Below are 20,751 nucleotides of genomic sequence, written 5' to 3' on the forward strand. Positions count from 1 at the left end.
ATTATGAAACTTTCCATGATTTATAACGTAAATACATTTATTCTACATAATGGAGGTTTGAATTGGGATGGCAGTAAGCTTATCAAAAGGGCAAAAAGTTGACTTAACAAAAACAAATCCTGGAATGAGTAAGGTAGTAGTTGGACTTGGATGGGATACAAACAAATATGATGGCGGAAATGACTTTGATTTGGATTCTTCCGTTTTCCTGCTTGGAGATACTGGAAAAGTAACTTCTGAAAGCGACTTTGTCTTCTACAATAATACAAAAGGTGCTGATGGTGCTGTTGTACATACAGGTGATAACCGTACAGGCGAAGGGGATGGTGATGATGAGCAGGTGAAAATTAACCTGTCGAGTGTGCCTGCTAATATTCAGCGCATAACATTTACAATCACTATCCATGACGGGGAAGCCCGAAATCAGAACTTTGGACAGGTATCAAATGCCTATGCACGAATTCTGAATGAAGACACAGGTGAAGAATTGATCCGCTATGACCTTGGCGAAGATTTCTCTATTGAAACTGCACTTGTAGCTGGAGAGTTATACAGACATAACGGAGAATGGAAATTCAGTGCAATTGGAAGCGGATATCAAGGTGGATTGGCTGCACTGGCAAAAGATTTCGGTTTACAGGTTGGATAAATAAGAGGTATATTTGCTTAATAAGGCTCGGCAATGCCGGGTCTTTTATATGAAAGCAATCATCAGTGGGAGGAATAATTTGATATGGAAATATTAGAATCTATTTTACATACATATTCCCAGTTTTTTAACTGGGAAATGTGGGTTGAAGCTTTATCAAAGCCCGAAAGCTGGGCACTGATAGGTACACTTGTCATTCTGGAAGGGCTATTATCTGCTGATAATGCGCTTGTTCTTGCTGTAATGGTAAAACATCTGCCGGAAAAACAGCGGAAGAAAGCTCTCTTTTACGGTCTTTTAGGTGCTTATTTCTTCAGATTTATTGCAATTGGCATCGGTGTCTTTTTAATTGAATTCTGGTATATCAAGGTTATAGGTGCTGCCTACCTGGCCTGGCTTGCCATTAAGTATTTTATTGATAAGAGGCAGGCTGAGGAAGAAGGCGATGAAGATGCTATAGAAGGCATCAATCAAAGAGGATTATTAATCCGCCTTTTCGGTACTTTCTGGGGAACAGTCATTGCAGTTGAATTAATGGATATTGCATTTTCAATCGATAGTATCTTGGCTGCACTAGGAGTCAGCCAGGAAATCTGGGTGCTGTTAATAGGCGGTATGCTTGGTATTATCATGATGCGTGGTGTAGCTGGCGTATTTTTGAAGCTGATCGACAGGGTACCAGAGCTTGAAACCAGCTCTTATATTCTGATCCTTCTTATTGCTGCAAAGATGATTGCGAGTGCGGCTGGTATTCACATTGACCATATTTACTTCTTTATCGTATTGGTTATCGTGTTTGCTATTACTTTTATTGTACATGCGAGGAATGCCAAAAAAGAAGCTGCAGATCAAGGGTCAAACTAAATAGGTAACTGCATAGATCTTGAAAGGGAACAGACACTTGTCCGCTCCCTTTTCTTTTTATCTTTTTTGGATGAAAAAGGAAGAAAGTAGTATTTTAGTGAAGGAATGGAGCTGCGAAAATGAGACTATTTTCCGATCTTCCGGGTGAAAAAATAAATAATATGTTTTATAAAAAGCCTGGCTATTTTAACAAGAGATCCGACAGAGAGCTATTATCATATGCTCTTGGGGCAACTTTATATATGCCGGCGACAAGGCCTAATATTCACCAGGATCTGCTGTCAAAAAAGCATGCTGGTCTTTCATCCATGGTTATTTGCCTTGAAGATGCAATTGGTGATGAAGAAGTGGAAAAGGCAGAGGATCTGCTTTGTTCGGAACTGGAAAATTTGAGTTCAGACCTTGTGAAAGGTCTTTGTGATGAAGAAGATCTCCCTTTGATTTTTGTGCGAATTAGAAGCTATGATCAGCTTATGAGACTCAAAATCAGAATCCCGAATGGAATGCATGTCCTGACCGGTTTTGTCCTGCCTAAGTTTTCCCCAGCTGAAGGACGCAAAATTTTAACAGAAATTAAAGAACTAAATTCTAATGGTTATTGTTTATATGCTATGCCAATTTTGGAAACGAAGGAAATTATCCAAAAAGAAACAAGGCTTGAAGAGTTGGTCGGCATAAAGAGAGTGCTTGACCAATATTTTGGGCTGATTTTAAATGTGAGGATTGGAGCTACGGATTTTAGTGGACTTTATGGAATACGAAGAAATTCTGATACCACAGTTTACGATATTGCTGTTATTAGAGATTGCATATCAGATATTATTAATATTTTTCTGCGAGCGGAGCAGCCATATGTCATTTCAGGTCCGGTCTGGGAATATTTTTCTTCAAAAGAGCGTCTTCTTAAGCCTCAGATCAGGCAAACGCCGTTCAGGGAGCGTCTGGGACAGGATGGCCTTAAAATGAGAACAGAATTAATTGATCGGCATATGGATGGATTCATTAGAGAAATTGCCATGGACATTTCAAATGGTCTGACTGGAAAAACCATTATCCATCCAACCCATATTAGAGCTGTACAGGCATTGAATACTGTAACACTTGAAGAGTACCTGGATGCACAGAGCATCGCCCGTCAGGCCGGGGGGGAAATAGGGGTTATGAAAAGCGATTACCAGAACAAAATGAATGAAATCAAACCACATTTATATTGGGCTAAAAAAATATTATTGAAATCAGAAGTATACGGGGTGCTGCAGGATGAGATCACATACATTGACCTACTCAAAAACGAAACATTCCATTCAGATACTCAACTCATTAACCGTTGATATTCATATAACTGAAAATCCTTATGAGCTGCTCCCTGAAGATTTATTTGTCATGGCTGCAAGAATAAATAAGAAAAGGTCTTTCTTATTTGTCAGCAAAGTACTCGGGAAACATATACCTATTGAACCGAAGATTGGACTTCTGACAGGAGAATTGCTTGCCAGCCGATATATAGAGAAGGTTAAGAAAGAGGAGACGGGAATGGCCCGAGAGCTTTTATCAGCTTATAAAAAAGGCTCAAGGAAAAGGAGCAGCAGTCCTTTTGTTACAGAAGACCATAACCCGGTAATTATCGGATTCGCCGAAACTGCAACTGCACTTGGACATGCTTTCTTTCAATCTTTTAAACGTGCTGATTATTTTCATACAACAAGAGAGCAGCTGGCAAATCAGAATTCAGTTATAACATTTGAAGAAGAACATTCTCATGCTACGTCACACAGATGCTATGCTGATGCAGATCTTTTGGATAATAGGAGAGAGATTATTCTTGTTGATGATGAGATGACAACAGGAAAAACAGCCATTAATATCATCCGCTCCATTCATGAACGCTTTCCCAGAAGAGTGTATACAGTCGTCTCCATCCTGGACTGGCGTTCCCAGAGCGATCAGATGCACTTTGATGATTTGGAAAAAGAGCTGAACATTATTATTAACAATGTGTCTCTGCTAAAAGGGGAGATCGAAGTTAAGGGGACCCCGGAAGTGCACATAGGCCAGTCAGAGGACGAACCGAAAGGACATACTGCAAAGATTTCCTATATTCATATAAACAAAGAATTCCCTGAACTATTAAGCAGGGTGAATGAACCATCGGTTACTTTAAATGGCGAAATCAGAAATGCTGCTTATTTAAAAGATTCTGGCCGTTTCGGGCTGGATGCCAAACGCCAGGCTGAACTGGAAGTGACATTAGACGAGATCGGCCAATCTCTATCTCAAAGACGGGATGGAAGGAAAACGCTGTGTCTTGGAACCGGGGAGTTCATGTATATCCCAATGAAGTTAGCTTCATTAATGGGTGAAGGCATAAAATTTCACTCAACAACACGCAGTCCTATTTTTGTCAGAAATGTTAAAGACTATGGAGCGCAATACGGGATATCCTTTCAAAATCCTGAAGACTCTGAAATGGCACAATTCATTTATAACGTTCCAGAGAATTATTATGAAGAAGCATTCCTGTTTTTTGAAAGAGAACCGGAAAAAGATTCGCTAATGCCTTTTATCAATCAATTAAGTAAATATATACAGAACATTAAAGTTGTCTGCTTTAACGGAGGTGGAAGAAATGAATAGAATTGCTGATAAATTTGGTTCATATAGTAAAGATGATGTTGTATTTTTACTGAAGGATTTAAGCGGATATTCACTAGAAGGTACGGTTGAGCAAAGAGAAAAAAACATTCAATCAGGCCAGCATTATAGTGAAACACTTCCTATTGAGTACCAGCCGCCTGAACAATATCTCACCCTGTTTTGGCAAACACTTGATGAGTACAAACGGAAAACCGCTTTGTCTGCAGGAGCGGTCTCTGAGCAGATTTGGATGCAAAAAGGCAGGAATACTGTGCTGGTGTCCCTCGCAAGGGCAGGGACACCTGTAGGAATCCTGATTAAGAGGTATCTTTTTGAAGTATATGGTGTGAATTTGCCGCACTACAGCATTTCTATAATCAGGGATCGGGGGATTGACGAAAATGCGATAAAACATATTTTAAAGTCACATCCCGGCTGCGAAATTCAGTTTGTGGATGGGTGGACAGGAAAAGGGGCTATTTCCATTGAATTAACAAAGGCTTGCAGAAAATTCCATGATGCTTATGGTGTTCCCCTTGATGATACGCTGGCCGTTCTCGCTGATCCTGGTTATTGCACCACTTTATATGGAACGAGGGAAGATTTTCTCATTCCAAGTGCTTGCCTCAATTCAACAGTTTCAGGATTGGTCAGCAGAACAGTATTAAATAAATCCCTAATAGGACCGGAAGATTTCCATGGAGCCAAATATTACAGTGAGCTGGAGGAATCAGATGTTTCAAACCTATATCTCTCAAGCATAACAGAAGAGTTCCCGGCAATTAAGCAGGAAGCTTTCGAGCTTGCTAAAAGGGTTATGGAAAACCCTGGGGGAGTTAGCTTTAAAGGGATGGAAGAGATTCAGAGAATAAAAGAAGAATTTAATATTGAAAACATTAACTTTGTAAAACCGGGAGTTGGTGAAACTACCAGAGTTCTTCTGAGAAGGCTTCCGTGGAAAATTCTGATGAAGGATCCGGAAAGTCCATATGTTGGCCATATTGTCATGCTGGCCAGGGAGAGGAATGTCGAGATTATTCACTATCCTGATATGAGTTATACCTGCTGCGGATTAATTAAAAAGGCAGGAGAAAAATCATGAGGATGTTTGCGTCAGATTTGGACAGGACACTCATTTACTCAAATAAAGCACTTGCTGATTTTGGGGAGTCAGGAGAAGGTCTAATAAGTGCAGAGTGTAAAGATGGCAGGGAAATTGCCTTTATGTCAGACAAAGCTCGGCAATTACTGAAAGAGCTATCTGCTCAAATGCTCTTTGTGCCTGTTACAACAAGAACGTATGAACAATATAGGCGTATTTTTATTTTTCAGGATGACCTTAACATTCCATACACTGTCACATCCAATGGCGCAAACATCCATTATCATGGAAAAACTCTCAAAGATTGGTCGGATAGAGTTCGAAAGCGGCTGAAGGCAGAATGTGCTTTGCTTGAGGAAATGATGGACAAATCACAAAGCCTGGAGCTGAATGGGCAAATAAAAATGGCAGAAAATCTTTTCTTTTATTATATTCTTGAAGAGAAACTGACAGATACAGCCAAAAAAACAATTGCTGAACTTGAGGAATCTTGTGGGTGGAGAATATCTCATCAGGGAAGAAAGCTGTATTTTATGCCAAATCCCATCTGTAAGGGAGAGGCTGTGAAGTTTATACAGGAACGTGAAGGTGCAAGTATGGTATTTGGAGCAGGAGACTCTATGCTTGACCATGACTTTTTAAAGTATTGCGATTATGCATACGTCCCAGCCCATGGCGAACTGGCTGCTGAAAAGTCTATCTCATCTCATTATTTGACTTCTGCAAATATAGGGACCGCGGCAGGGGAAGAAATTCTAAATAATATTTTAAATAGTATTAAAGAAAGAGTTTAGCCCGGCTGGTCCCTCAGCCATTTTTTTAAAACGATAAATAAACAGACGCAAAAGGTATAGCTTCCTGTAAAGATTAAGCTGCTAATGGAAATAGACTGGTTATGGGCAAAAGAGAAGACGGCAAGGATCGTTGACAGGAAAAAAATGTCTATAAATACAAAGGAACTTGAACATAACGTATTCCTGATAATATCCAAATCATGATCGATTCCCCGATATCTCACTCTTCGAAAAAGCAGCCTCATACTGTTTCACCTTCCTCTTACAGAGTACTCCACTTTATGCGGAGACAGGAATAAAGGTGAAAAAGTCCATCTGAGGTCATTCAGCAATGAAAAATAATGCTGAAATGAAACTTTCTTACTGTTAATTCGTAAAGAAAGTAAACCATTTTAGAAAAAGGCTGTATTCCTATGATATGATGGTAATAAGTTTACATATCTTTTGTCCCGTGCCATTACCCGGGAATCGAAACGCAATTTTTGAATGAAATGATAAGAATGCATCTTTCGCTCATAGAGGGAAGGGATAACTATTGAACTTGTCGTACAGTCAAATTAAAACTCATATCTTAAAAGTTACATATGAGAACTGGAGCTCTCAGTTAACAAAGCCTAATCATGAACGTGAAAGTTACAAAGAGGAACAGAAAACGCTGCATGTTAGCCAAATTGTTGCCAGATTCCTTGGAGTTCCCCTTGATGAAGATGAATATTATAATCGTCTTTTTGATCTAATTCATACACAGAATTCAGGGCTTCTCCTCCTCAGTGAAGAACATCTGGATAAAACCATAAATAACCAGCAGTTTCAGTCGATACAAAAAGTCCTAAATATTAACCGGGAACAGAATTTATCCATAAACCGATTTGCTGCTTTTCTAGATGGAGAACAGCTGCTGCTCAAATCTTCCTCACCGGCCATGCACAGAAAAATAAGAGAAGCGATGATCAGTATGCTGAATCTGTTTTCTCAAAAAGAATCAGACGGATTGAAAAACCAGGATATAAGAAGAGTGCTTGTAGATGTGATTAAGTGGACCGCTAATCATTTAGGTGCAGATCTTAAAGATATTGACCCGAAAGCAGGCATGCCAAAAATCCTATGGTACGGAAATGGGAAAAAGAGTCATTATTACTTTTTGTACTATCTAATCCAAATGGGATGCGATGTACTTTATTTTTCTCCTTCGGGAGAAGACGTTCTTTCAGAAATGGGTCAGGAAGTTCAGGATTCTTTTGTACATCATTATCCTGAAAAGAAAAAGCCAGAATCTTTCCCGCTGGAAAAAAGACGAAGGAGTGCTACAGTCGCCTATAGGGCTTCCAGGGAAATAGAAACCATTCTTAACCATGAGGGTTCAGGACTTTATAAACCGTGGCAGCTTAGAGAGTATACTCCTTCTTCTGTGACTTTGAAAACCACTTATGATGAACTTTTTATTCTAATTAAAGAGAAAGCCATGATCCGTCCAAACTTTGAGGTGAGGGATGGAAGTGTTATGATACCTTCCATTTTTTCAAAGATTCAGGGAGTAAGCAGGAATCGCAAGGAATACTGGGATCGAATACAAACGATCAGCCAATATGAAGAAAGTCTGCTGATAAAAAGGTTCCCTTTCACCAATAGCGTCAGTAATGATTTTCGTTTCCATTATCGCAATGCACTGGACGGGGAAGGAAAGCTTGACCCTGAAAAAATAATTTCAGGGCACTATTGGCGATATCAGCAGCTTCCTGGCGGTCTTCAACATGGAATTGCAAAGGCCATTAGAAATATATGTGATCGCCCGCGATTAAAGCCGCTGCCTGGTGAATCGGAAGAAGAATTGAAGATTTATCTGTTCAGCCAAAGTCTGCAAATTCCGCCGAGCATTCTAAAATTAATGCAGCAATTTGATTACTCTCAGGAAGTCCCTAAGATTATCCTCTATAATAACGAGCTGAACGGGACAATGGTAAGATCGGATACAGCACTCCTTTTGCTGCTTAATCAGTTTGGCATAGATATTGTACTTTATAATCCGCCGGGCCATAATGACATTGAAAACTTCATTGAGGATGATTTATATGATGTTCACTGGCTCGAGGATGTTGTGTTTGAACAAGAATTTAAGGAACCATCCTTTCTAAAAAAGGTTCTCTTTCAAGGATTATTAAAAAATTTAAAGGGTGATTGAAAATGAATCCGACCAAATCAACAGAACTAAATTTAACAGCTGAGATGCAGGATGATAAATTAACCGAAAATAACGTTTCAGAAATTAAGCTTGCTTTAAGACAGGAGCCTGAGGTGCAAAATCTGGCCAGGTCCATTGATGAGAAGGATCAAATTCAAATACTTGAATTCGGCAAAGAGCCTGCTGTTCAGATTTCCCGCTTCTCTGACCAAATATTGAGCAATATGAGAACGACGAAGGTTGAAGATTCAGGTGAACTTTTAAAGCAGCTGGGAAGGATTATGGACAAGTTTGACAAGAAGGATTTCGAGCAGGGACCTAAAGGTATATTTGGAAAACTTTTCAAGCGAGGAGAAAAAATGATTGAGAAGCTTTTCGGAAAATACCAGACAATGGGTGCGGAAATTGATAAGGTCTATGTTGAGATTTCCAAATATCAAAGTGAAATGGTCGATTCTACAACCATGCTTGAACAAATGTATGAGCAGAATTATCAGTACTATCTGACTCTCGAAAAATATGCTGTTGCAGGCCAGATGAAAGCTGAAGATTTAAAGGCAAATCAGCTTCCACAGCTGGAAGCGCGGGCAGCTCAGGGAGATCAGATGGCTTCGATGCAGCTTGATACATTAAGAAATGCTGTCGATTTACTCGAGCAAAGAGTTTATGATCTTGAAATGGCTAAAATGGTTGCCCTTCAGACAGCACCGCAAATCCGGCTGCTTCAGAGAGGAAATACCAAGCTCATCGGAAAGATTAATTCTGCCTTTGTAACCACTATTCCAATCTTTAAAAACGGTCTGATTCAGGCAGTCGCAGCCAAAAGACAAAAACTTGTTGCTGATTCTATGAGCGAGCTGGACAGACGGACAAATGAAATGCTGGTGCGCAATGCCCAGAATATTTCAAACCAAAGTGCTGATATTGCAAGATTGGCAGGCGGTCCAAGCATTAAAATTGAAACGATTGAGGAATCCTGGAATATCATCATGAAAGGTATGCAGGAGACAAAATCAATAGAAGAAGAAAACAAACGTTTGCGTGAAGAAGGAACCAGGAGACTGGAACAGCTCCAGGACAATTTTAAAAAAATGAAGCAGCAGGGTTAGTCAGCTGATCATTTTTAATAAAATATAAATTATTGACGAGGTGGAATTGATATGGCAATAAATCTTCAAAAAGGCCAGCGTGTTGATTTAACTAAAGGAAATCCGGGATTATCTAAAATTATGGTAGGATTAGGCTGGGATCCAGTGCAAAAAAGCGGAGGCGGTGGTCTCCTAGGATCTTTATTCGGCGGAGGCGGCGGAGCAAATATCGATTGCGACGCTTCTGTAATCATGCTTGGTGAAAATGGAAAGCTAAAGAGCAATAAAGATGTCATTTACTTCGGCAATTTAAAGAGTGCAGATGGAAGTGTTCAGCATACTGGAGATAACCTCACAGGAGCAGGTGACGGAGACGACGAGCAGTTGCTGATTGATTTAAGCAGAGTGCCTGCTCATATTCACAAAATGGTTTTCGTTGTAAATATTTATGACGCTGTTAAGAGAAAGCAGCATTTCGGCATGATTCAGAATGCATTTATCAGAGTGGTAAACTCCAGCAACAATCAGGAACTGATTCATTACAACCTGACTGACAACTACAGCGGAAGTACCAGCATAATAGTTGGAGAGATTTATCGGCATGGAGGCGACTGGAAATTTGCAGCAGTTGGAACTGGAACGACTTCTCCTGGCCTTTCAGATGTAGTGCGCTCTTATTCTTAATAAAATTAACTTCTAAGGGTCCGAAATTACTCGGGCCCTTTTTGAATTTTCATAAAATTTTTCCATCATTTGATTCCTTTTAACCCTTCTTTCATATGTTATAATTTTAATAGATTAACAGATCGGTTAAAGATTTTTTCTCCAATCAGGCAGTTCCGCAGCTATGCACTTCAAATAGCTCTGTTGACCGCAAATTATACATCTCAGATTAGCAGAAGGGGCTATTAACATGCGCAAAAAAGTACTTGCATTTACACTTATAATCGTTTCCCTTGCACTGCTTGGGAATTCTCAGGCTGCAATGGGCGGTATAAAATTAAAAGATTACCCGCATTCCTCCCAGCTTAAACAGTTACTCAGTCTGAACTCTCCACGCCAGCTTGGTGAAATCTTTATTGTGCCTCTCGAACCTTTTGATGAGAGAGATGCTGCAGAGATGATTTCCCGGGTGGATCATCTGCCCGTTTCCCTGCTCGCCAAAATAGAGGATGAAGATATCAGGGTGAAATTATTTACGGGAAAACTGACTGATAATCCTACAGCTCAGCATCTCACAGGGGTAATTCCCCGAGGCTACACAGGGGATACCACTTGGGATGATGTACCCGGGATTGGAGGGGCAAAAACAGTCCTTGTAAAAATAGGCTTCAGTGAGAAGGGGAAAGGCCATGGATCCGTTAATCTGGAACTTCATGAACTTGCCCATTCTGTTGATCGTCATGTGTACGATGGCATTCGATATAATCAGAAGTTTCTCTCTGTGTGGAAAGCGGAAAAAGCTAAATTGTTCCCGGGACATAATTATCTGCTTTCCTTTCCGGAAGAATATTTCGCTGAGGCTTTTGCGATGTATTTTGCAGAAGGCGAAACGAGGGAATTATTAAGAGAGAATGCTCCGAAAACCTATTCTTTTATTAAAGAATTAAAATAATTTTACGCGTTTTTATATAATATTTCTCTAATGTGAAACGAACAAAAATTGTGTACAATAGAATGAGTATTTTAAAAAGGTTGGGTTGAATATGAAACAATATTTGGATCTTTGCAGGCATGTTTTTGAAAATGGCAAAAAGAAAGAAGACCGCACAGGCACGGGTACAATAAGCACGTTTGGTTATCAGATGCGCTTTGACCTCCAAGAGGGATTCCCGCTTGTTACTACTAAGAAATTACATTTGAAATCTATTATCCATGAGCTATTATGGTTTTTAAATGGAGATACAAATGTGAAATACCTTCAGGACAATGGTGTGAGGATATGGAATGAGTGGGCAGACGACGAGGGGAATCTCGGACCTGTTTATGGACATCAGTGGAGATCATGGACAGGTGCTGATGGTAATACAGTTGATCAGATCACGGACCTGATTAATCAAATCAAAACAAATCCTGATTCCCGCCGCCTGATTGTTAATGCATGGAATGTTGGAGAAATTGAAAAGATGGCTTTGCCGCCTTGCCACTGCATGTTCCAGTTTTACGCTGCAGATGGAAAGCTATCCTGTCAGCTTTATCAGAGATCTGCAGATGTCTTTCTCGGCGTGCCGTTCAATATTGCTTCCTATGCTTTACTGACCATGATGGTTGCGCAGGTTTGTGATCTGGAGCCTGGTGAATTTATTCATACTTTCGGGGATGTGCATATCTACCAGAATCATCTTGAACAGGTAAACCTCCAGCTGGGCCGCAATCCACGAAAGCTTCCAATAATGAAGATTAATCCAGATGTGAAAGATATTTTCAGCTTTAAATTTGACGATTTCCAGCTTGAAGACTATGAACCGTATCCTCATATTAAAGGAGTTGTCAGTGTATGATTTCTTTAATGTGGGCAATGGATGAGAATCGTGTGATCGGCAGGGATAATAAGCTTCCATGGCATTTGCCTGAGGATTTAAAGTTTTTTAAAAGAACGACGATGGGGCATCCGATTGCCATGGGACGCAAAACCTGGGATTCAATCGGGAGACCTCTGCCTGGAAGAGAAAATATTGTTATAACCCGGAATAAATCCTTTTCCTGTGAAGGGTGCACAGTAGTGCATACAGTTGAGGAGCTGCTGAAATACAGCGGAGAGAAGGAAGATGAGATTTTTGTCATTGGCGGCGCCGAGATTTTTAAAGCCATTCTTCCTGCAGCTGACCGTCTATATCTGACTATGATATATGACCAGTTTGAAGGAGATACATATTTTCCTGAATTGGATATGTCAGAATGGGAACTCCTTTCAAGGGAGAAGGGCACAAGGGATGAGAAAAATCGGTATGATTTTGAATTCCTTATCTATAAAAGAAAATAATCTTAAAAGCAGCCTGCTGGTGCGGGCTGCTTTTTTGACCGTTTAAACTGCTGACATATAGTGAAAGAGTAATGATTATTATATAATGAAAACCATTCCAATAACTGGAGGTATGTATGTTTCGATTGGTATTCTTTTTTCTTTATACGGGCGGGTATTTAATTTATAGCCTTCCTGCCTTATCACGTATGAAAAACCTGAATTCAGCTCTCCCTGTTGAGGAACGCGACCGCATCATTCATAATGTCCCCCAAAAGTGGTCCAGGACAGTAATGAAAATATCGGGCTCCCAAGTGAAAATTACAGGGCAGGAGTTTATTCCAGAAGGGCCTGTCGTCATTGTTTGCAACCATGAAGGGGATTTCGACATCCCAGCACTTCTTACAGCTATTAATAAACCTTTTGGTTTTATATCGAAAGTTGAAGTGAGGAAAGCACCCATAATCTCTTCATGGATGAAAGTCATGAATTGTGTCTTTATTGATCGCAGCAATCGATGCAGTGCCATCAATTCTTTAAAGAATGCTGCATTGCTATTAAAACAGGGGCACTCTCTCCTGATTTTCCCCGAAGGAACGAGAAGCAGGGGTGGGCAGGTAGCGCCTTTTAAAGTAGGCGGATTTAGGCTTGCACAGGATGCAGGTGTTCCGATAGTGCCAATTTCTATAAAAGGGACAGCAGATGCCTTTGAAAAGAATGGGAGGCTCATAAAGCCGGCTAAAATTGAAATCAGGGTGTGCAAGCCTGTGAATGCAAGGATTGTTAAAGATATGGATGCGAAGTTTCTTGCACAGGAAGTAAGAAGGATAATCTGCAGCAGTCTTTCGGATAGGAAAATTGCTTCATAAAAAGAAGGCCCCAGTCAGTCAGGGGCCTTTTCATAAAGTAAACTATAAATTTGGATTCACTAAATAATCTGTGAGCTTCTGAATCATGCCGTGGTATTCCCTGGGATCGCAAAATTCTTCTGCGTTAAAGTTCTCTTTCACCCACTCTATTAATTCATCTGCACTGTTGAAGTATTCTCCACTTGTGTCGCTTTTCCGAATCATATATCTGCCATTGTCTTCATCCACTGTTACCTCCACAGGCAAAGCGCTATCCAGACTGCATAAAGAAAACTCCATTACTGCACCCCTTTATAAATATAAATTAACTTTTGCTTATTATATGTCAGTTTAAACTATTTCTATCCATAAAATAATTCGAAAAATGTAAATTTTAAAAATATCGGATTGAAATCGCGATTTGTCATGGTATAATGTACAAATTAATAACTTGTAAAGAAGAGGGTGGCAAAATGGAACAGAAATTAATGACAAAAAAATGGGTGCAGTTGGAAGATATTTTAATTGCATACCAGCAGCTAAAGGATATTGTTGCCCATACACCTTTACAGAAAAATGAACGCCTATCAGAAAAGTATGAGTGCAATGTTTATTTGAAAAGAGAAGATCTTCAGCATGTCCGCTCATTTAAATTAAGAGGCGCCTACTATAAAGTTAAATCTTTAACTTCGGAGGAGCTTGAAAATGGGATTGTCTGTGCAAGTGCTGGAAATCATGCGCAGGGTGTTGCTTATGCATGCAGACACCTGGGAGTGCAGGGAAAGATCTTTATGCCGGCAACTACACCGAGACAGAAGGTGAGCCAGGTAGAGCTGTTTGGGAGAGATTCAGTGGAGATCATTCTGGTAGGAGACACGTTTGATGATTCCTATCACGAAGCTCTTAAGTGTGCCGCAGAGGAGGGCAGGGCTTTCATTCATCCGTTTGATGATGAAATGGTGATAGCGGGACAGGGAACAGTAGCGGTTGAGATGCTCAACGATTGTGAAGAGCAAGTGGACTTTGTTTTTGCCAGTATTGGCGGAGGCGGATTGATGGCTGGACTCAGTACGTATATAAAAAGCATCTCGCCGGGAACGCAGATGATTGGAGTTGAACCTGAAGGTGCCCCCTCTATGAGCGAAGCCATCAGGGTACAAACTGTCTCACCGCTTGGAGAGATTGATAAGTTTGTAGATGGAGCGGCAGTGAAGTGTGTAGGTGAAAAGACCTTTGACATCTGCAATGAGCTTATTGATGATATTTTCATGGTACCTGAAGGGAAAGTATGCACGACAATCCTTGAACTATATAACGAGCATGCGATAGTCGCAGAGCCAGCCGGTGCTTTGCCGATTGCTGCATTGGATATGTGCAGGGATCAAATTAAGGGAAAGAATGTTGTATGTGTAATCAGCGGGGGAAATAATGATATTGGCCGCATGCAGGAAATTAAAGAGCGTTCCCTGCTTTATGAAGGCCTGCTTTACCATTTCATTGTGAATTTCCCTCAAAGGGCAGGGGCATTAAGAGAGTTCCTGGACGAAGTGCTTGGGCCGACGGACGATATTACACGTTTTGAATATACGAAAAAGAATAATAAAGAGAATGGTCCGGCCCTTGTAGGAATTGAGCTGAAGCATAGGGAGGATTATAGCGACCTCATTGTGAGAATGAATAAAAAGGGATTCACATACAAAGAAATCAACAAAGACAGCAACCTTTTTCATCTGCTCGTATAAGCATCCGATGGGTTGCAGAATCTCTGTTATGTAATAAGATATGTGGCTGAAATATGAATTTTTATGATATCTGTGACATTTCCTTTGAAAAGTACTATAATCGTAATAGATTCAAAAGGGAAGTACTTTAAAGGAGATGTGAATATGCTATCAAATATCGGTGTACCAGGATTGATTTTAATCCTTGTTTTGGCGTTAATCATATTCGGTCCAAAAAAGCTGCCGGAAATTGGCCGTGCGTTTGGTGAAACACTAAGAGAATTTAAAAAATCCACCCGGGATCTGACAAGTGACGTGATGGATGAGCTTGAACAGGATACTAAGAAAAAAACGGTTAAATAAGGTGTAAGGATATTCTTCTTGCACCTTTTTGTTTTGGTTTAAAAAATCTGGCTGGCCAAGCCGCTTTTTAAAAAATTAGCAGGAGATTTGTATGGGAGAAAATGAATTAAACTTAGTCGAACATCTGGATGAATTAAGAAAAAGACTCATCATAATTGCGTCAGCATTTATCCTGTTTTTTATAGCAGGTTTTGTGTTTGTTGAGGATATTTATAAGTGGCTTGTAAGAGACCTGGACGTTAAATTGATCGTTTTGGGTCCCAGTGATATTATCTGGGTTTACTTTATGCTTGCTACAGTTATTGCGATTGCAGCGACAATACCTGTTCTGGCATTGCAGATTTGGCTATTTGTCAAGCCTGCCCTGACAGAGTATGAGCGGAAGATTTCACTTTCATATGTACCGGCATTGTTTATTTTGTTTATTACAGGCCTTTGCTTTGGTTATTTTGTCATTTTCCCCACTGTATTAAGCTTTCTTGTAGAGCTTGGGGGAGAAATGTTTGAGGCCAATTTTACTGCGGATAAATATTTCAGCTTTGTCATGAATATGACTTTGCCTTTTGGAGTTTTATTTGAACTTCCAGTCGTCATCATGTTCCTGACTTCACTAGGGATCCTTAATCCGTATGTGCTTTCTAAAATCAGGAAATATGCCTATTTTGGTCTTATCGTAATTTCGGTTGTTATATCACCTCCAGACTTTATGTCTGATATTCTTGTGGCCATTCCTTTGCTGCTGCTTTATGAAATAAGCATCAATTTATCAAAAATTGTTTATAAAAGAAAGCTAAAAAAGCAAGAGAATACAGGAGAGGCATCTTCATAAAAAAATTAATTCGATTGCATAATCAGACACATTTCGAGCCGTATTTGGGGTATAATAGTAACAAACGGGTGAAAAAGAGGATTGATATTTTGCTATTTAAAAGCCTAGAGTTCAAAAATGCTGTTGGACAGAAGGTAAAAATTACTGAAATTCCTGTATTGGCAAAAGATAGCCCTTATTATTTTATGATCCAAGTCCGTTTGAAAACATTTATTGCGGCCATTAATGCCAATGAAAAGACATGTAAGAATCATTCCTTCAGGGAATATCTTAAACGAGTCCTAAAATGGCCGGTCTATGAAGAGATTTTTAAGACTCCAGAATTAAAAAATAATGCTTAACAACATTGATGCCGGCTGCCTGCCGGCATTTTTTTAGCCAATTAAGGCTAAGTAAGAAAAGCTTTATATTTTTTGCTTTATTTGTATTTTGCTTAAATGTATAATATGAACTAATTGTAAATGCAGGGAAGTGAAGGACTAATGGCTAGGATAAAAATTGTTACTGATTCTACAGTGGATCTATCAAAAGAACTGATTGAAGAATTCGATATTGAAGTCGTTCCTTTATCAATTCACATTAATGGGGATACATATTTGGATCGGGTAGATATTACTCCAGCTGAATTCATGAAAAAGATGAAGGAATCTGACGAACTGCCAAAAAGCTCACAGCCTCCAGCAGGTGTCTTTGCAGAGGTATATGACAGGTTGGGTGAGCAGGGCTATGAAATTCTTTCCATCCATATGACTGGCGGAATGAGTGGAACTGTTCAATCAGCTGAAAGTGCGGCAGCTATGTCACATGCAAATGTTACAGTGGTAGATTCCAGATTTATTTCCAAAGCACTGGCCTTTCAAGTCTTGGAGGCTGCGAAAATGGCCAGGGATGAGAAAAGTATTCAGGAGATTGTCAGCCGTCTGGAAACCGTCCGCGCTAACACTAAATTGTTTGTAGTAGTGGATACACTGGAAAACCTCGTTAAAGGCGGTAGAATCGGCAAAGGGAAAGCAATGATCGGATCTTTGCTGAATATTAAACCAATTGCATCTCTTGAAGGCGGGGTTTACACCCCTGTTGCTAAAGTAAGAAGCCATACTCAGGTTGCCAAATATTTGGCTAAACAATTTGCCGGAGATATTAAAGGGAAAACAATAAAAGGGGTAGGCCTTGTGCATGCAGAAGGTCTGGATTTAGCTACTAAACTGAAAACGATGATTGAAGAAATGGATGCCGGTGCGGAAATTGAAATAGAAGAAACCACTCCAATTGTCAGTACACATACAGGACCCGGTGCAATAGGATTCATGTATCACCTGGAAGATAAATAAAAAGCACGCATAGCAATCAGGCTATGCGTTTTTTTGCGAAATCAATTTTTTCTTTAAACACTGTTAAGAATAGTAAAATTAAAGACTTTTATCCTATTTGAAAATATTTGCCATTCTTGATTATCCCCGGAATAAAATGAATTATGGGGGTGTAGGGTTGAAGAGGAAAAATGTCTTGCTTTTTAGTGACTTCGGAATTGACGATTTCGTTGCGGTTATATTTTCCTTTTTCTCAGAGGAAATCAATATCGTTGGAATTGTTGCGGATTATGGAAATGTTTCAAGGGAGGATGCCGTCCGAAATGCTGCTTACCTTCGTGAATTAACCGGAAAAAAAAATATTCCTGTATTCAGCGGAGCTGTATTGCCTTTAACCGGCGATGTTCCGGTGTTTTACCCGGATGTTCATGGCATTGAAGGGCTCGGTCCGATTATTCCTACCCTGGAGAACTCCAATAACATGTTTGAAAACTTCGATGATTTTAAGGAACTGATCGAGAAGTATGAAAATAATATAACAATCGTTAATGTAGGCAGACTTTCTTCATTGGCAACGGCCTTTATCCTTTATCCGGCACTTATGAGTAAAGTCAGTGACTTTTATATTATGGGCGGGGCTTTCAATGTTCCAGGCAATGTGACTCCAATGGCTGAAGCAAACTTTTTTGGGGATCCATATGCGGCTAATGTTGTGTTTGCTAATGCGCCGAAGAAAATTCATGTCTTTCCTCTGGATGTAACGATGTCTGCAATTATTACTCCGGCACTTATCGACTCTCTTGATGCCTATTATCAGAAAGTGCAAAATAAAGTCGGCTTAATTCTTAAGCCTATGGTTGATTATTATTTCAATTTTTACAAGGAAACCTACCTTGGCATTAGTGGAAGCCCCATGCACGATTTATTTACCTTGTGGGCAATGCTTGACGGGGCGGACCTTCAGTATCTGGATGTACCAGTAAAAATAATAACTGACAAAGGGGAGGCATTTGGACAGAGCATTGGTGACTTTAGAAATGTCCCTCCCGAAAATAAGATGAAATATCGGATACACCGGATTGCTGTGCAATTTAATTATTCAAATTTCATCAGGACATTTTATGAAATTATGACTAACAATAAAACGAAATCAACTCAATAATTTTTATCATCCATTAGATCGAGATACTATTCACAAGTTTGTCATAAGTACTTCTTTCTTCTTTCATGAAGATTTGCTAAAATTAGCATCGTAACTAATCAAAGCAGGTGAATGTATGAGGAAAAAATTTTTTGCTGTAATGGCTGCTGCTTTTATGCTTGCAGTTCTTGCTGCATGCGGACAGAGCGGTTTAAAGGACGCGTTAAATTGGGAACTGGCTGATTTTACGTATACAAACCAGGATAATAAAGAATTTGGTTTAAAGGATCTTGAGGGCAAGGTTTGGGTAGCCGACTTTATTTTTACCAATTGCGAAGATGTATGTATGCCCATGACAGCTAATATGAAGAAGCTTCAGGATTTGGCTGAAAAGGAAGGCATAAAAAATATTGAATTTGTTTCATTCAGTGTAGACCCCAAAGTGGATACACCTGAAGTTTTAAAGGAATTTGCATCTACTTATAATGCAGATTTCAGCAATTGGCATTTTCTGACCGGATATGAACAGGAAGATATTGAGAAATATGCTATGGAATATTTCAAAACCATTGTGAAAAAGCCGCAAACAGGTGATCAGGTAATCCATGGAACAGATTTTTATCTTGTTGATCAGAATGGAAAAGTTATGAAATATTATACTGGTCTTAATGAAATTCCATTAGATAAGATTATGAATGATATTAAAGCATTGCAATAGACCTTGGAACAGGGTCTATTTTTTTTCAGCGTTTGAATACGGCACGGATAATGCTAAATATTTTTAAATTTGTGCTGCATGTTATAATATGAATGAGAAAAAATGGGCAGGTGATAGTATGGTAAAAAAACTCACCCTCATCTTTTGGATCATCCTGCTTCTCGCCTCCTGCAGTTCAGTTAACCACAGCGAAATCATTCATTCTGAAAAAGAATCCCGCCTGACAGTTAAAGAAGAAATTCCATTGGATTTTTTTCCTCGAAACCTTACTGTTGCTGCAGTAGGTGACTCTTTAACCCAGGGGGTTGGAGACAGTACTGAACGTGGAGGGTACGTGCCATATCTTGAAAAGTCACTGGAAAAAGACAAAAGTGTTCAAGACGCTGTTTTTTACAATTTCGGTGTAAAAGGCAATCGTTCCGATCAATTATTGAAGAAGCTGGGGACAGATGAAGTAAAAGATGTTGTGAAGAAAGCAGACGCGGTGATCATAACCATTGGCGGCAATGACGTTATGAAAGTAGTCCGTGAGAATTTTTCAAACCTAAAGCTGAGAGCTTTTGCCAAGGAAAAAGAAACCTATGAACAAAATCTGACTGAGGTTTTAGATTCGATAAAAGAGGTAAACCCAAATAGTAAAATTGTTTTAATAGGCTTATATAACCCCTTTTTAAAATGGTTTTCTGAAATAACGGAAATTAATGCTATTGTTGGAGATTGGAATGACACTAGCCAGGAAATATTGAGAAATTACTCAGGGACTTATTTTGTTGAAATAGATGATATATTTGAAAATACCGATGATAATCTTTTATTTACTGACTATTTTCATCCAAATGATAAAGGCTATGAATTAATAGCTGGACGGGTCCATCAAATACTCAGAGAGGAAGTGCTGAAAGATATTCCGTATAAAAGGAAAGCTGAAGGAAATGGAGAGAAGTTGATTGAAAGATAGAAAATGGAAAAAGCTGTTTTTTACACTGCTGGCAATTAATGCACTCATTATAACTGTGCTGTTTATTTTTATCAGTATACCGGCAGATGACGAAAACTACACAGCGATCACAGAGAATAGTGATGATTACGTTCCTTTTAACATAAAAGCCAACAAAGAGGATTTGAATAGAATCATTAACCACTACCTTGAAAAAGAAGGGCTGACAGGAGCAATAGATTACAAAGTCCTCCTAAACGATGAAGTTGATTTGTATGGCACAATCCCTTTCTTCAGTCAGGATCTGCAAATGAAATTGTCATTTGAACCAGAAGCCTTGAATAATGGGGATGTTGTCCTTCAGCAAAAGTCAATATCTGTTGGGCAGATGAATCTTCCGGTTTCACATGTCCTGAAGCTGGTAAAAGACCGCTACAAACTTCCGGAAGGTGTTACCATTCAGCCGCAGAAAGAAAGAATCTATGTGTCACTGCAGCAAATGAAGCTGAAAAGTGATGTTAAAGTAAAAGTGGATGAATTTAATCTGAAACAGGATGATATTCGTTTTACCCTTCTTGTTCCTGTTAAATGAGAAAAGGAAATCCTTCCGCA

At 39.5% G+C, this 20,751-nt stretch carries 24 protein-coding genes; 22 read left to right on the plus strand and 2 right to left on the minus strand.

All coding sequences use genetic code 11. The features are described from left to right. Positions 1-67 precede the first annotated feature (67 nt). The 6 genes from M3205_RS03940 (at position 68) to M3205_RS03965 (ending at position 6,043) form a co-directional block, all read left to right on the plus strand. Positions 68-649 carry a TerD family protein gene (locus M3205_RS03940; RefSeq protein ID WP_251168742.1) on the plus strand — a complete coding sequence of 194 codons (582 nt, stop codon included), beginning with the start codon at positions 68-70 and terminating at the stop codon, positions 647-649. An 84-nt stretch (positions 650-733) separates the two neighbouring features. Continuing rightward, on the plus strand, positions 734-1,513 hold the full coding sequence (locus tag M3205_RS03945; protein WP_251168743.1) for a TerC family protein: 780 nt from the start codon (positions 734-736) through the stop codon (positions 1,511-1,513). A 119-nt stretch (positions 1,514-1,632) separates the two neighbouring features. Further along, on the plus strand, positions 1,633-2,844 hold the full coding sequence (locus M3205_RS03950) for an HpcH/HpaI aldolase/citrate lyase family protein (RefSeq protein WP_251168744.1): 1,212 nt from the start codon (positions 1,633-1,635) through the stop codon (positions 2,842-2,844). Next, positions 2,774-4,147, plus strand: coding sequence for a phosphoribosyltransferase family protein (locus tag M3205_RS03955; RefSeq protein ID WP_251168745.1), 1,374 nt, complete (start codon positions 2,774-2,776; stop codon positions 4,145-4,147). Before M3205_RS03950 ends, M3205_RS03955 begins: the two co-directional genes overlap by 71 nt. Beyond that, on the plus strand, positions 4,140-5,249 hold the full coding sequence (locus M3205_RS03960; protein ID WP_251168746.1) for a cysteine protease StiP family protein: 1,110 nt from the start codon (positions 4,140-4,142) through the stop codon (positions 5,247-5,249). Before M3205_RS03955 ends, M3205_RS03960 begins: the two co-directional genes overlap by 8 nt. Continuing rightward, a complete protein-coding gene (locus M3205_RS03965) occupies positions 5,246-6,043 on the plus strand; it encodes an HAD family hydrolase (protein ID WP_251168747.1) in 798 nt (265 codons plus the stop codon). Before M3205_RS03960 ends, M3205_RS03965 begins: the two co-directional genes overlap by 4 nt. Here M3205_RS03965 and M3205_RS03970 read toward each other — a convergent pair. Further along, positions 6,040-6,267: a hypothetical protein gene (locus M3205_RS03970; protein ID WP_251168748.1), complete on the minus strand. Its 228-nt coding sequence runs from the start codon at positions 6,265-6,267 to the stop codon at positions 6,040-6,042. The genes M3205_RS03965 and M3205_RS03970 overlap by 4 nt on opposite strands. Before the next feature lie 311 nt (positions 6,268-6,578). Between M3205_RS03970 and M3205_RS03975 the strand changes: the two genes are divergently transcribed. The 7 genes from M3205_RS03975 (at position 6,579) to M3205_RS04005 (ending at position 13,141) form a co-directional block, all read left to right on the plus strand. Continuing rightward, positions 6,579-8,222: a YceG family protein gene (locus M3205_RS03975; protein ID WP_251168749.1), complete on the plus strand. Its 1,644-nt coding sequence runs from the start codon at positions 6,579-6,581 to the stop codon at positions 8,220-8,222. 2 nt (positions 8,223-8,224) lie between these two features. Continuing rightward, the gene (locus tag M3205_RS03980; protein ID WP_251168750.1) at positions 8,225-9,331 is read left to right on the plus strand and encodes a toxic anion resistance protein; all 1,107 of its coding nucleotides are present in this window, start codon (positions 8,225-8,227) and stop codon (positions 9,329-9,331) included. Positions 9,332-9,382: 51 nt separating this feature from the next. Next, on the plus strand, positions 9,383-9,994 hold the full coding sequence (locus tag M3205_RS03985; RefSeq protein ID WP_251168751.1) for a TerD family protein: 612 nt from the start codon (positions 9,383-9,385) through the stop codon (positions 9,992-9,994). Between the two features lie 229 nt (positions 9,995-10,223). Beyond that, a complete protein-coding gene (locus tag M3205_RS03990) occupies positions 10,224-10,925 on the plus strand; it encodes an anthrax toxin lethal factor-related metalloendopeptidase (RefSeq protein ID WP_251168752.1) in 702 nt (233 codons plus the stop codon). 91 nt (positions 10,926-11,016) lie between these two features. Further along, the gene (locus tag M3205_RS03995) at positions 11,017-11,811 is read left to right on the plus strand and encodes a thymidylate synthase (RefSeq protein ID WP_251168753.1); all 795 of its coding nucleotides are present in this window, start codon (positions 11,017-11,019) and stop codon (positions 11,809-11,811) included. Next, a complete protein-coding gene (locus M3205_RS04000) occupies positions 11,808-12,293 on the plus strand; it encodes a dihydrofolate reductase (protein ID WP_251168754.1) in 486 nt (161 codons plus the stop codon). The genes M3205_RS03995 and M3205_RS04000 overlap by 4 nt, the downstream gene beginning before the upstream one ends. A gap of 116 nt (positions 12,294-12,409) precedes the next feature. Beyond that, positions 12,410-13,141 (plus strand): lysophospholipid acyltransferase family protein, encoded by a 732-nt coding sequence (locus tag M3205_RS04005; protein WP_251168755.1) that lies wholly within the window; start codon positions 12,410-12,412, stop codon positions 13,139-13,141. Between the two features lie 42 nt (positions 13,142-13,183). Here the strand turns inward: M3205_RS04005 and M3205_RS04010 are convergent, their stop codons facing one another. Beyond that, the gene (locus tag M3205_RS04010; protein ID WP_251168756.1) at positions 13,184-13,420 is read right to left on the minus strand and encodes a hypothetical protein; all 237 of its coding nucleotides are present in this window, start codon (positions 13,418-13,420) and stop codon (positions 13,184-13,186) included. Between the two features lie 173 nt (positions 13,421-13,593). On the opposite strand from M3205_RS04010, the gene ilvA reads away from it, so the two are divergent. The 9 genes from ilvA (at position 13,594) to M3205_RS04055 (ending at position 20,731) form a co-directional block, all read left to right on the plus strand. Continuing rightward, the gene (ilvA, locus tag M3205_RS04015) at positions 13,594-14,862 is read left to right on the plus strand and encodes a threonine ammonia-lyase IlvA (protein WP_251168757.1); all 1,269 of its coding nucleotides are present in this window, start codon (positions 13,594-13,596) and stop codon (positions 14,860-14,862) included. A 144-nt stretch (positions 14,863-15,006) separates the two neighbouring features. Continuing rightward, entirely contained in the window at positions 15,007-15,204 is a 198-nt protein-coding gene (locus M3205_RS04020; RefSeq protein WP_035331398.1) for a twin-arginine translocase TatA/TatE family subunit, read from the plus strand. A 91-nt stretch (positions 15,205-15,295) separates the two neighbouring features. Further along, on the plus strand, positions 15,296-16,033 hold the full coding sequence (tatC, locus tag M3205_RS04025) for a twin-arginine translocase subunit TatC (RefSeq protein ID WP_251168758.1): 738 nt from the start codon (positions 15,296-15,298) through the stop codon (positions 16,031-16,033). Positions 16,034-16,122: 89 nt separating this feature from the next. Next, a complete protein-coding gene (locus M3205_RS04030) occupies positions 16,123-16,374 on the plus strand; it encodes a DUF2535 family protein (protein WP_251168759.1) in 252 nt (83 codons plus the stop codon). Between the two features lie 141 nt (positions 16,375-16,515). After that, a complete protein-coding gene (locus M3205_RS04035) occupies positions 16,516-17,364 on the plus strand; it encodes a DegV family protein (RefSeq protein WP_251168760.1) in 849 nt (282 codons plus the stop codon). Positions 17,365-17,521: 157 nt separating this feature from the next. After that, positions 17,522-18,505 carry a nucleoside hydrolase gene (locus tag M3205_RS04040; RefSeq protein ID WP_251168761.1) on the plus strand — a complete coding sequence of 328 codons (984 nt, stop codon included), beginning with the start codon at positions 17,522-17,524 and terminating at the stop codon, positions 18,503-18,505. Between the two features lie 115 nt (positions 18,506-18,620). After that, on the plus strand, positions 18,621-19,202 hold the full coding sequence (locus M3205_RS04045) for an SCO family protein (RefSeq protein ID WP_251168762.1): 582 nt from the start codon (positions 18,621-18,623) through the stop codon (positions 19,200-19,202). Positions 19,203-19,320: 118 nt separating this feature from the next. Further along, entirely contained in the window at positions 19,321-20,160 is an 840-nt protein-coding gene (locus M3205_RS04050; protein ID WP_251168763.1) for an SGNH/GDSL hydrolase family protein, read from the plus strand. After that, positions 20,150-20,731: a YpmS family protein gene (locus M3205_RS04055; protein WP_251168764.1), complete on the plus strand. Its 582-nt coding sequence runs from the start codon at positions 20,150-20,152 to the stop codon at positions 20,729-20,731. The genes M3205_RS04050 and M3205_RS04055 overlap by 11 nt, the downstream gene beginning before the upstream one ends. Positions 20,732-20,751 lie beyond the last annotated feature (20 nt).

The sequence above is a fragment of the Cytobacillus firmus genome (assembly GCF_023715565.1).
GTDB lineage: Bacteria > Bacillota > Bacilli > Bacillales > Cytobacillaceae > Cytobacillus > Cytobacillus firmus_C.

Bases quoted from the DNA above. Each gene is read 5' to 3' on its own strand.
- M3205_RS03940 (WP_251168742.1), top strand. From the start codon at position 68: ATGGCAGTAAGCTTATCAAAAGGGCAAAAAGTTGACTTAACAAAAACA.
- M3205_RS03945 (WP_251168743.1), top strand. From the start codon at position 734: ATGGAAATATTAGAATCTATTTTACATACATATTCCCAGTTTTTTAAC.
- M3205_RS03950 (WP_251168744.1), top strand. From the start codon at position 1,633: ATGAGACTATTTTCCGATCTTCCGGGTGAAAAAATAAATAATATGTTT.
- M3205_RS03955 (WP_251168745.1), top strand. From the start codon at position 2,774: ATGAGATCACATACATTGACCTACTCAAAAACGAAACATTCCATTCAG.
- M3205_RS03960 (WP_251168746.1), top strand. From the start codon at position 4,140: ATGAATAGAATTGCTGATAAATTTGGTTCATATAGTAAAGATGATGTT.
- M3205_RS03965 (WP_251168747.1), top strand. From the start codon at position 5,246: ATGAGGATGTTTGCGTCAGATTTGGACAGGACACTCATTTACTCAAAT.
- M3205_RS03980 (WP_251168750.1), top strand. From the start codon at position 8,225: ATGAATCCGACCAAATCAACAGAACTAAATTTAACAGCTGAGATGCAG.
- M3205_RS03985 (WP_251168751.1), top strand. From the start codon at position 9,383: ATGGCAATAAATCTTCAAAAAGGCCAGCGTGTTGATTTAACTAAAGGA.
- M3205_RS03990 (WP_251168752.1), top strand. From the start codon at position 10,224: ATGCGCAAAAAAGTACTTGCATTTACACTTATAATCGTTTCCCTTGCA.
- M3205_RS03995 (WP_251168753.1), top strand. From the start codon at position 11,017: ATGAAACAATATTTGGATCTTTGCAGGCATGTTTTTGAAAATGGCAAA.
- M3205_RS04000 (WP_251168754.1), top strand. From the start codon at position 11,808: ATGATTTCTTTAATGTGGGCAATGGATGAGAATCGTGTGATCGGCAGG.
- M3205_RS04005 (WP_251168755.1), top strand. From the start codon at position 12,410: ATGTTTCGATTGGTATTCTTTTTTCTTTATACGGGCGGGTATTTAATT.
- M3205_RS04010 (WP_251168756.1), bottom strand. From the start codon at position 13,420: ATGGAGTTTTCTTTATGCAGTCTGGATAGCGCTTTGCCTGTGGAGGTA.
- ilvA (WP_251168757.1), top strand. From the start codon at position 13,594: ATGGAACAGAAATTAATGACAAAAAAATGGGTGCAGTTGGAAGATATT.
- M3205_RS04020 (WP_035331398.1), top strand. From the start codon at position 15,007: ATGCTATCAAATATCGGTGTACCAGGATTGATTTTAATCCTTGTTTTG.
- tatC (WP_251168758.1), top strand. From the start codon at position 15,296: ATGGGAGAAAATGAATTAAACTTAGTCGAACATCTGGATGAATTAAGA.
- M3205_RS04035 (WP_251168760.1), top strand. From the start codon at position 16,516: ATGGCTAGGATAAAAATTGTTACTGATTCTACAGTGGATCTATCAAAA.
- M3205_RS04045 (WP_251168762.1), top strand. From the start codon at position 18,621: ATGAGGAAAAAATTTTTTGCTGTAATGGCTGCTGCTTTTATGCTTGCA.
- M3205_RS04050 (WP_251168763.1), top strand. From the start codon at position 19,321: ATGGTAAAAAAACTCACCCTCATCTTTTGGATCATCCTGCTTCTCGCC.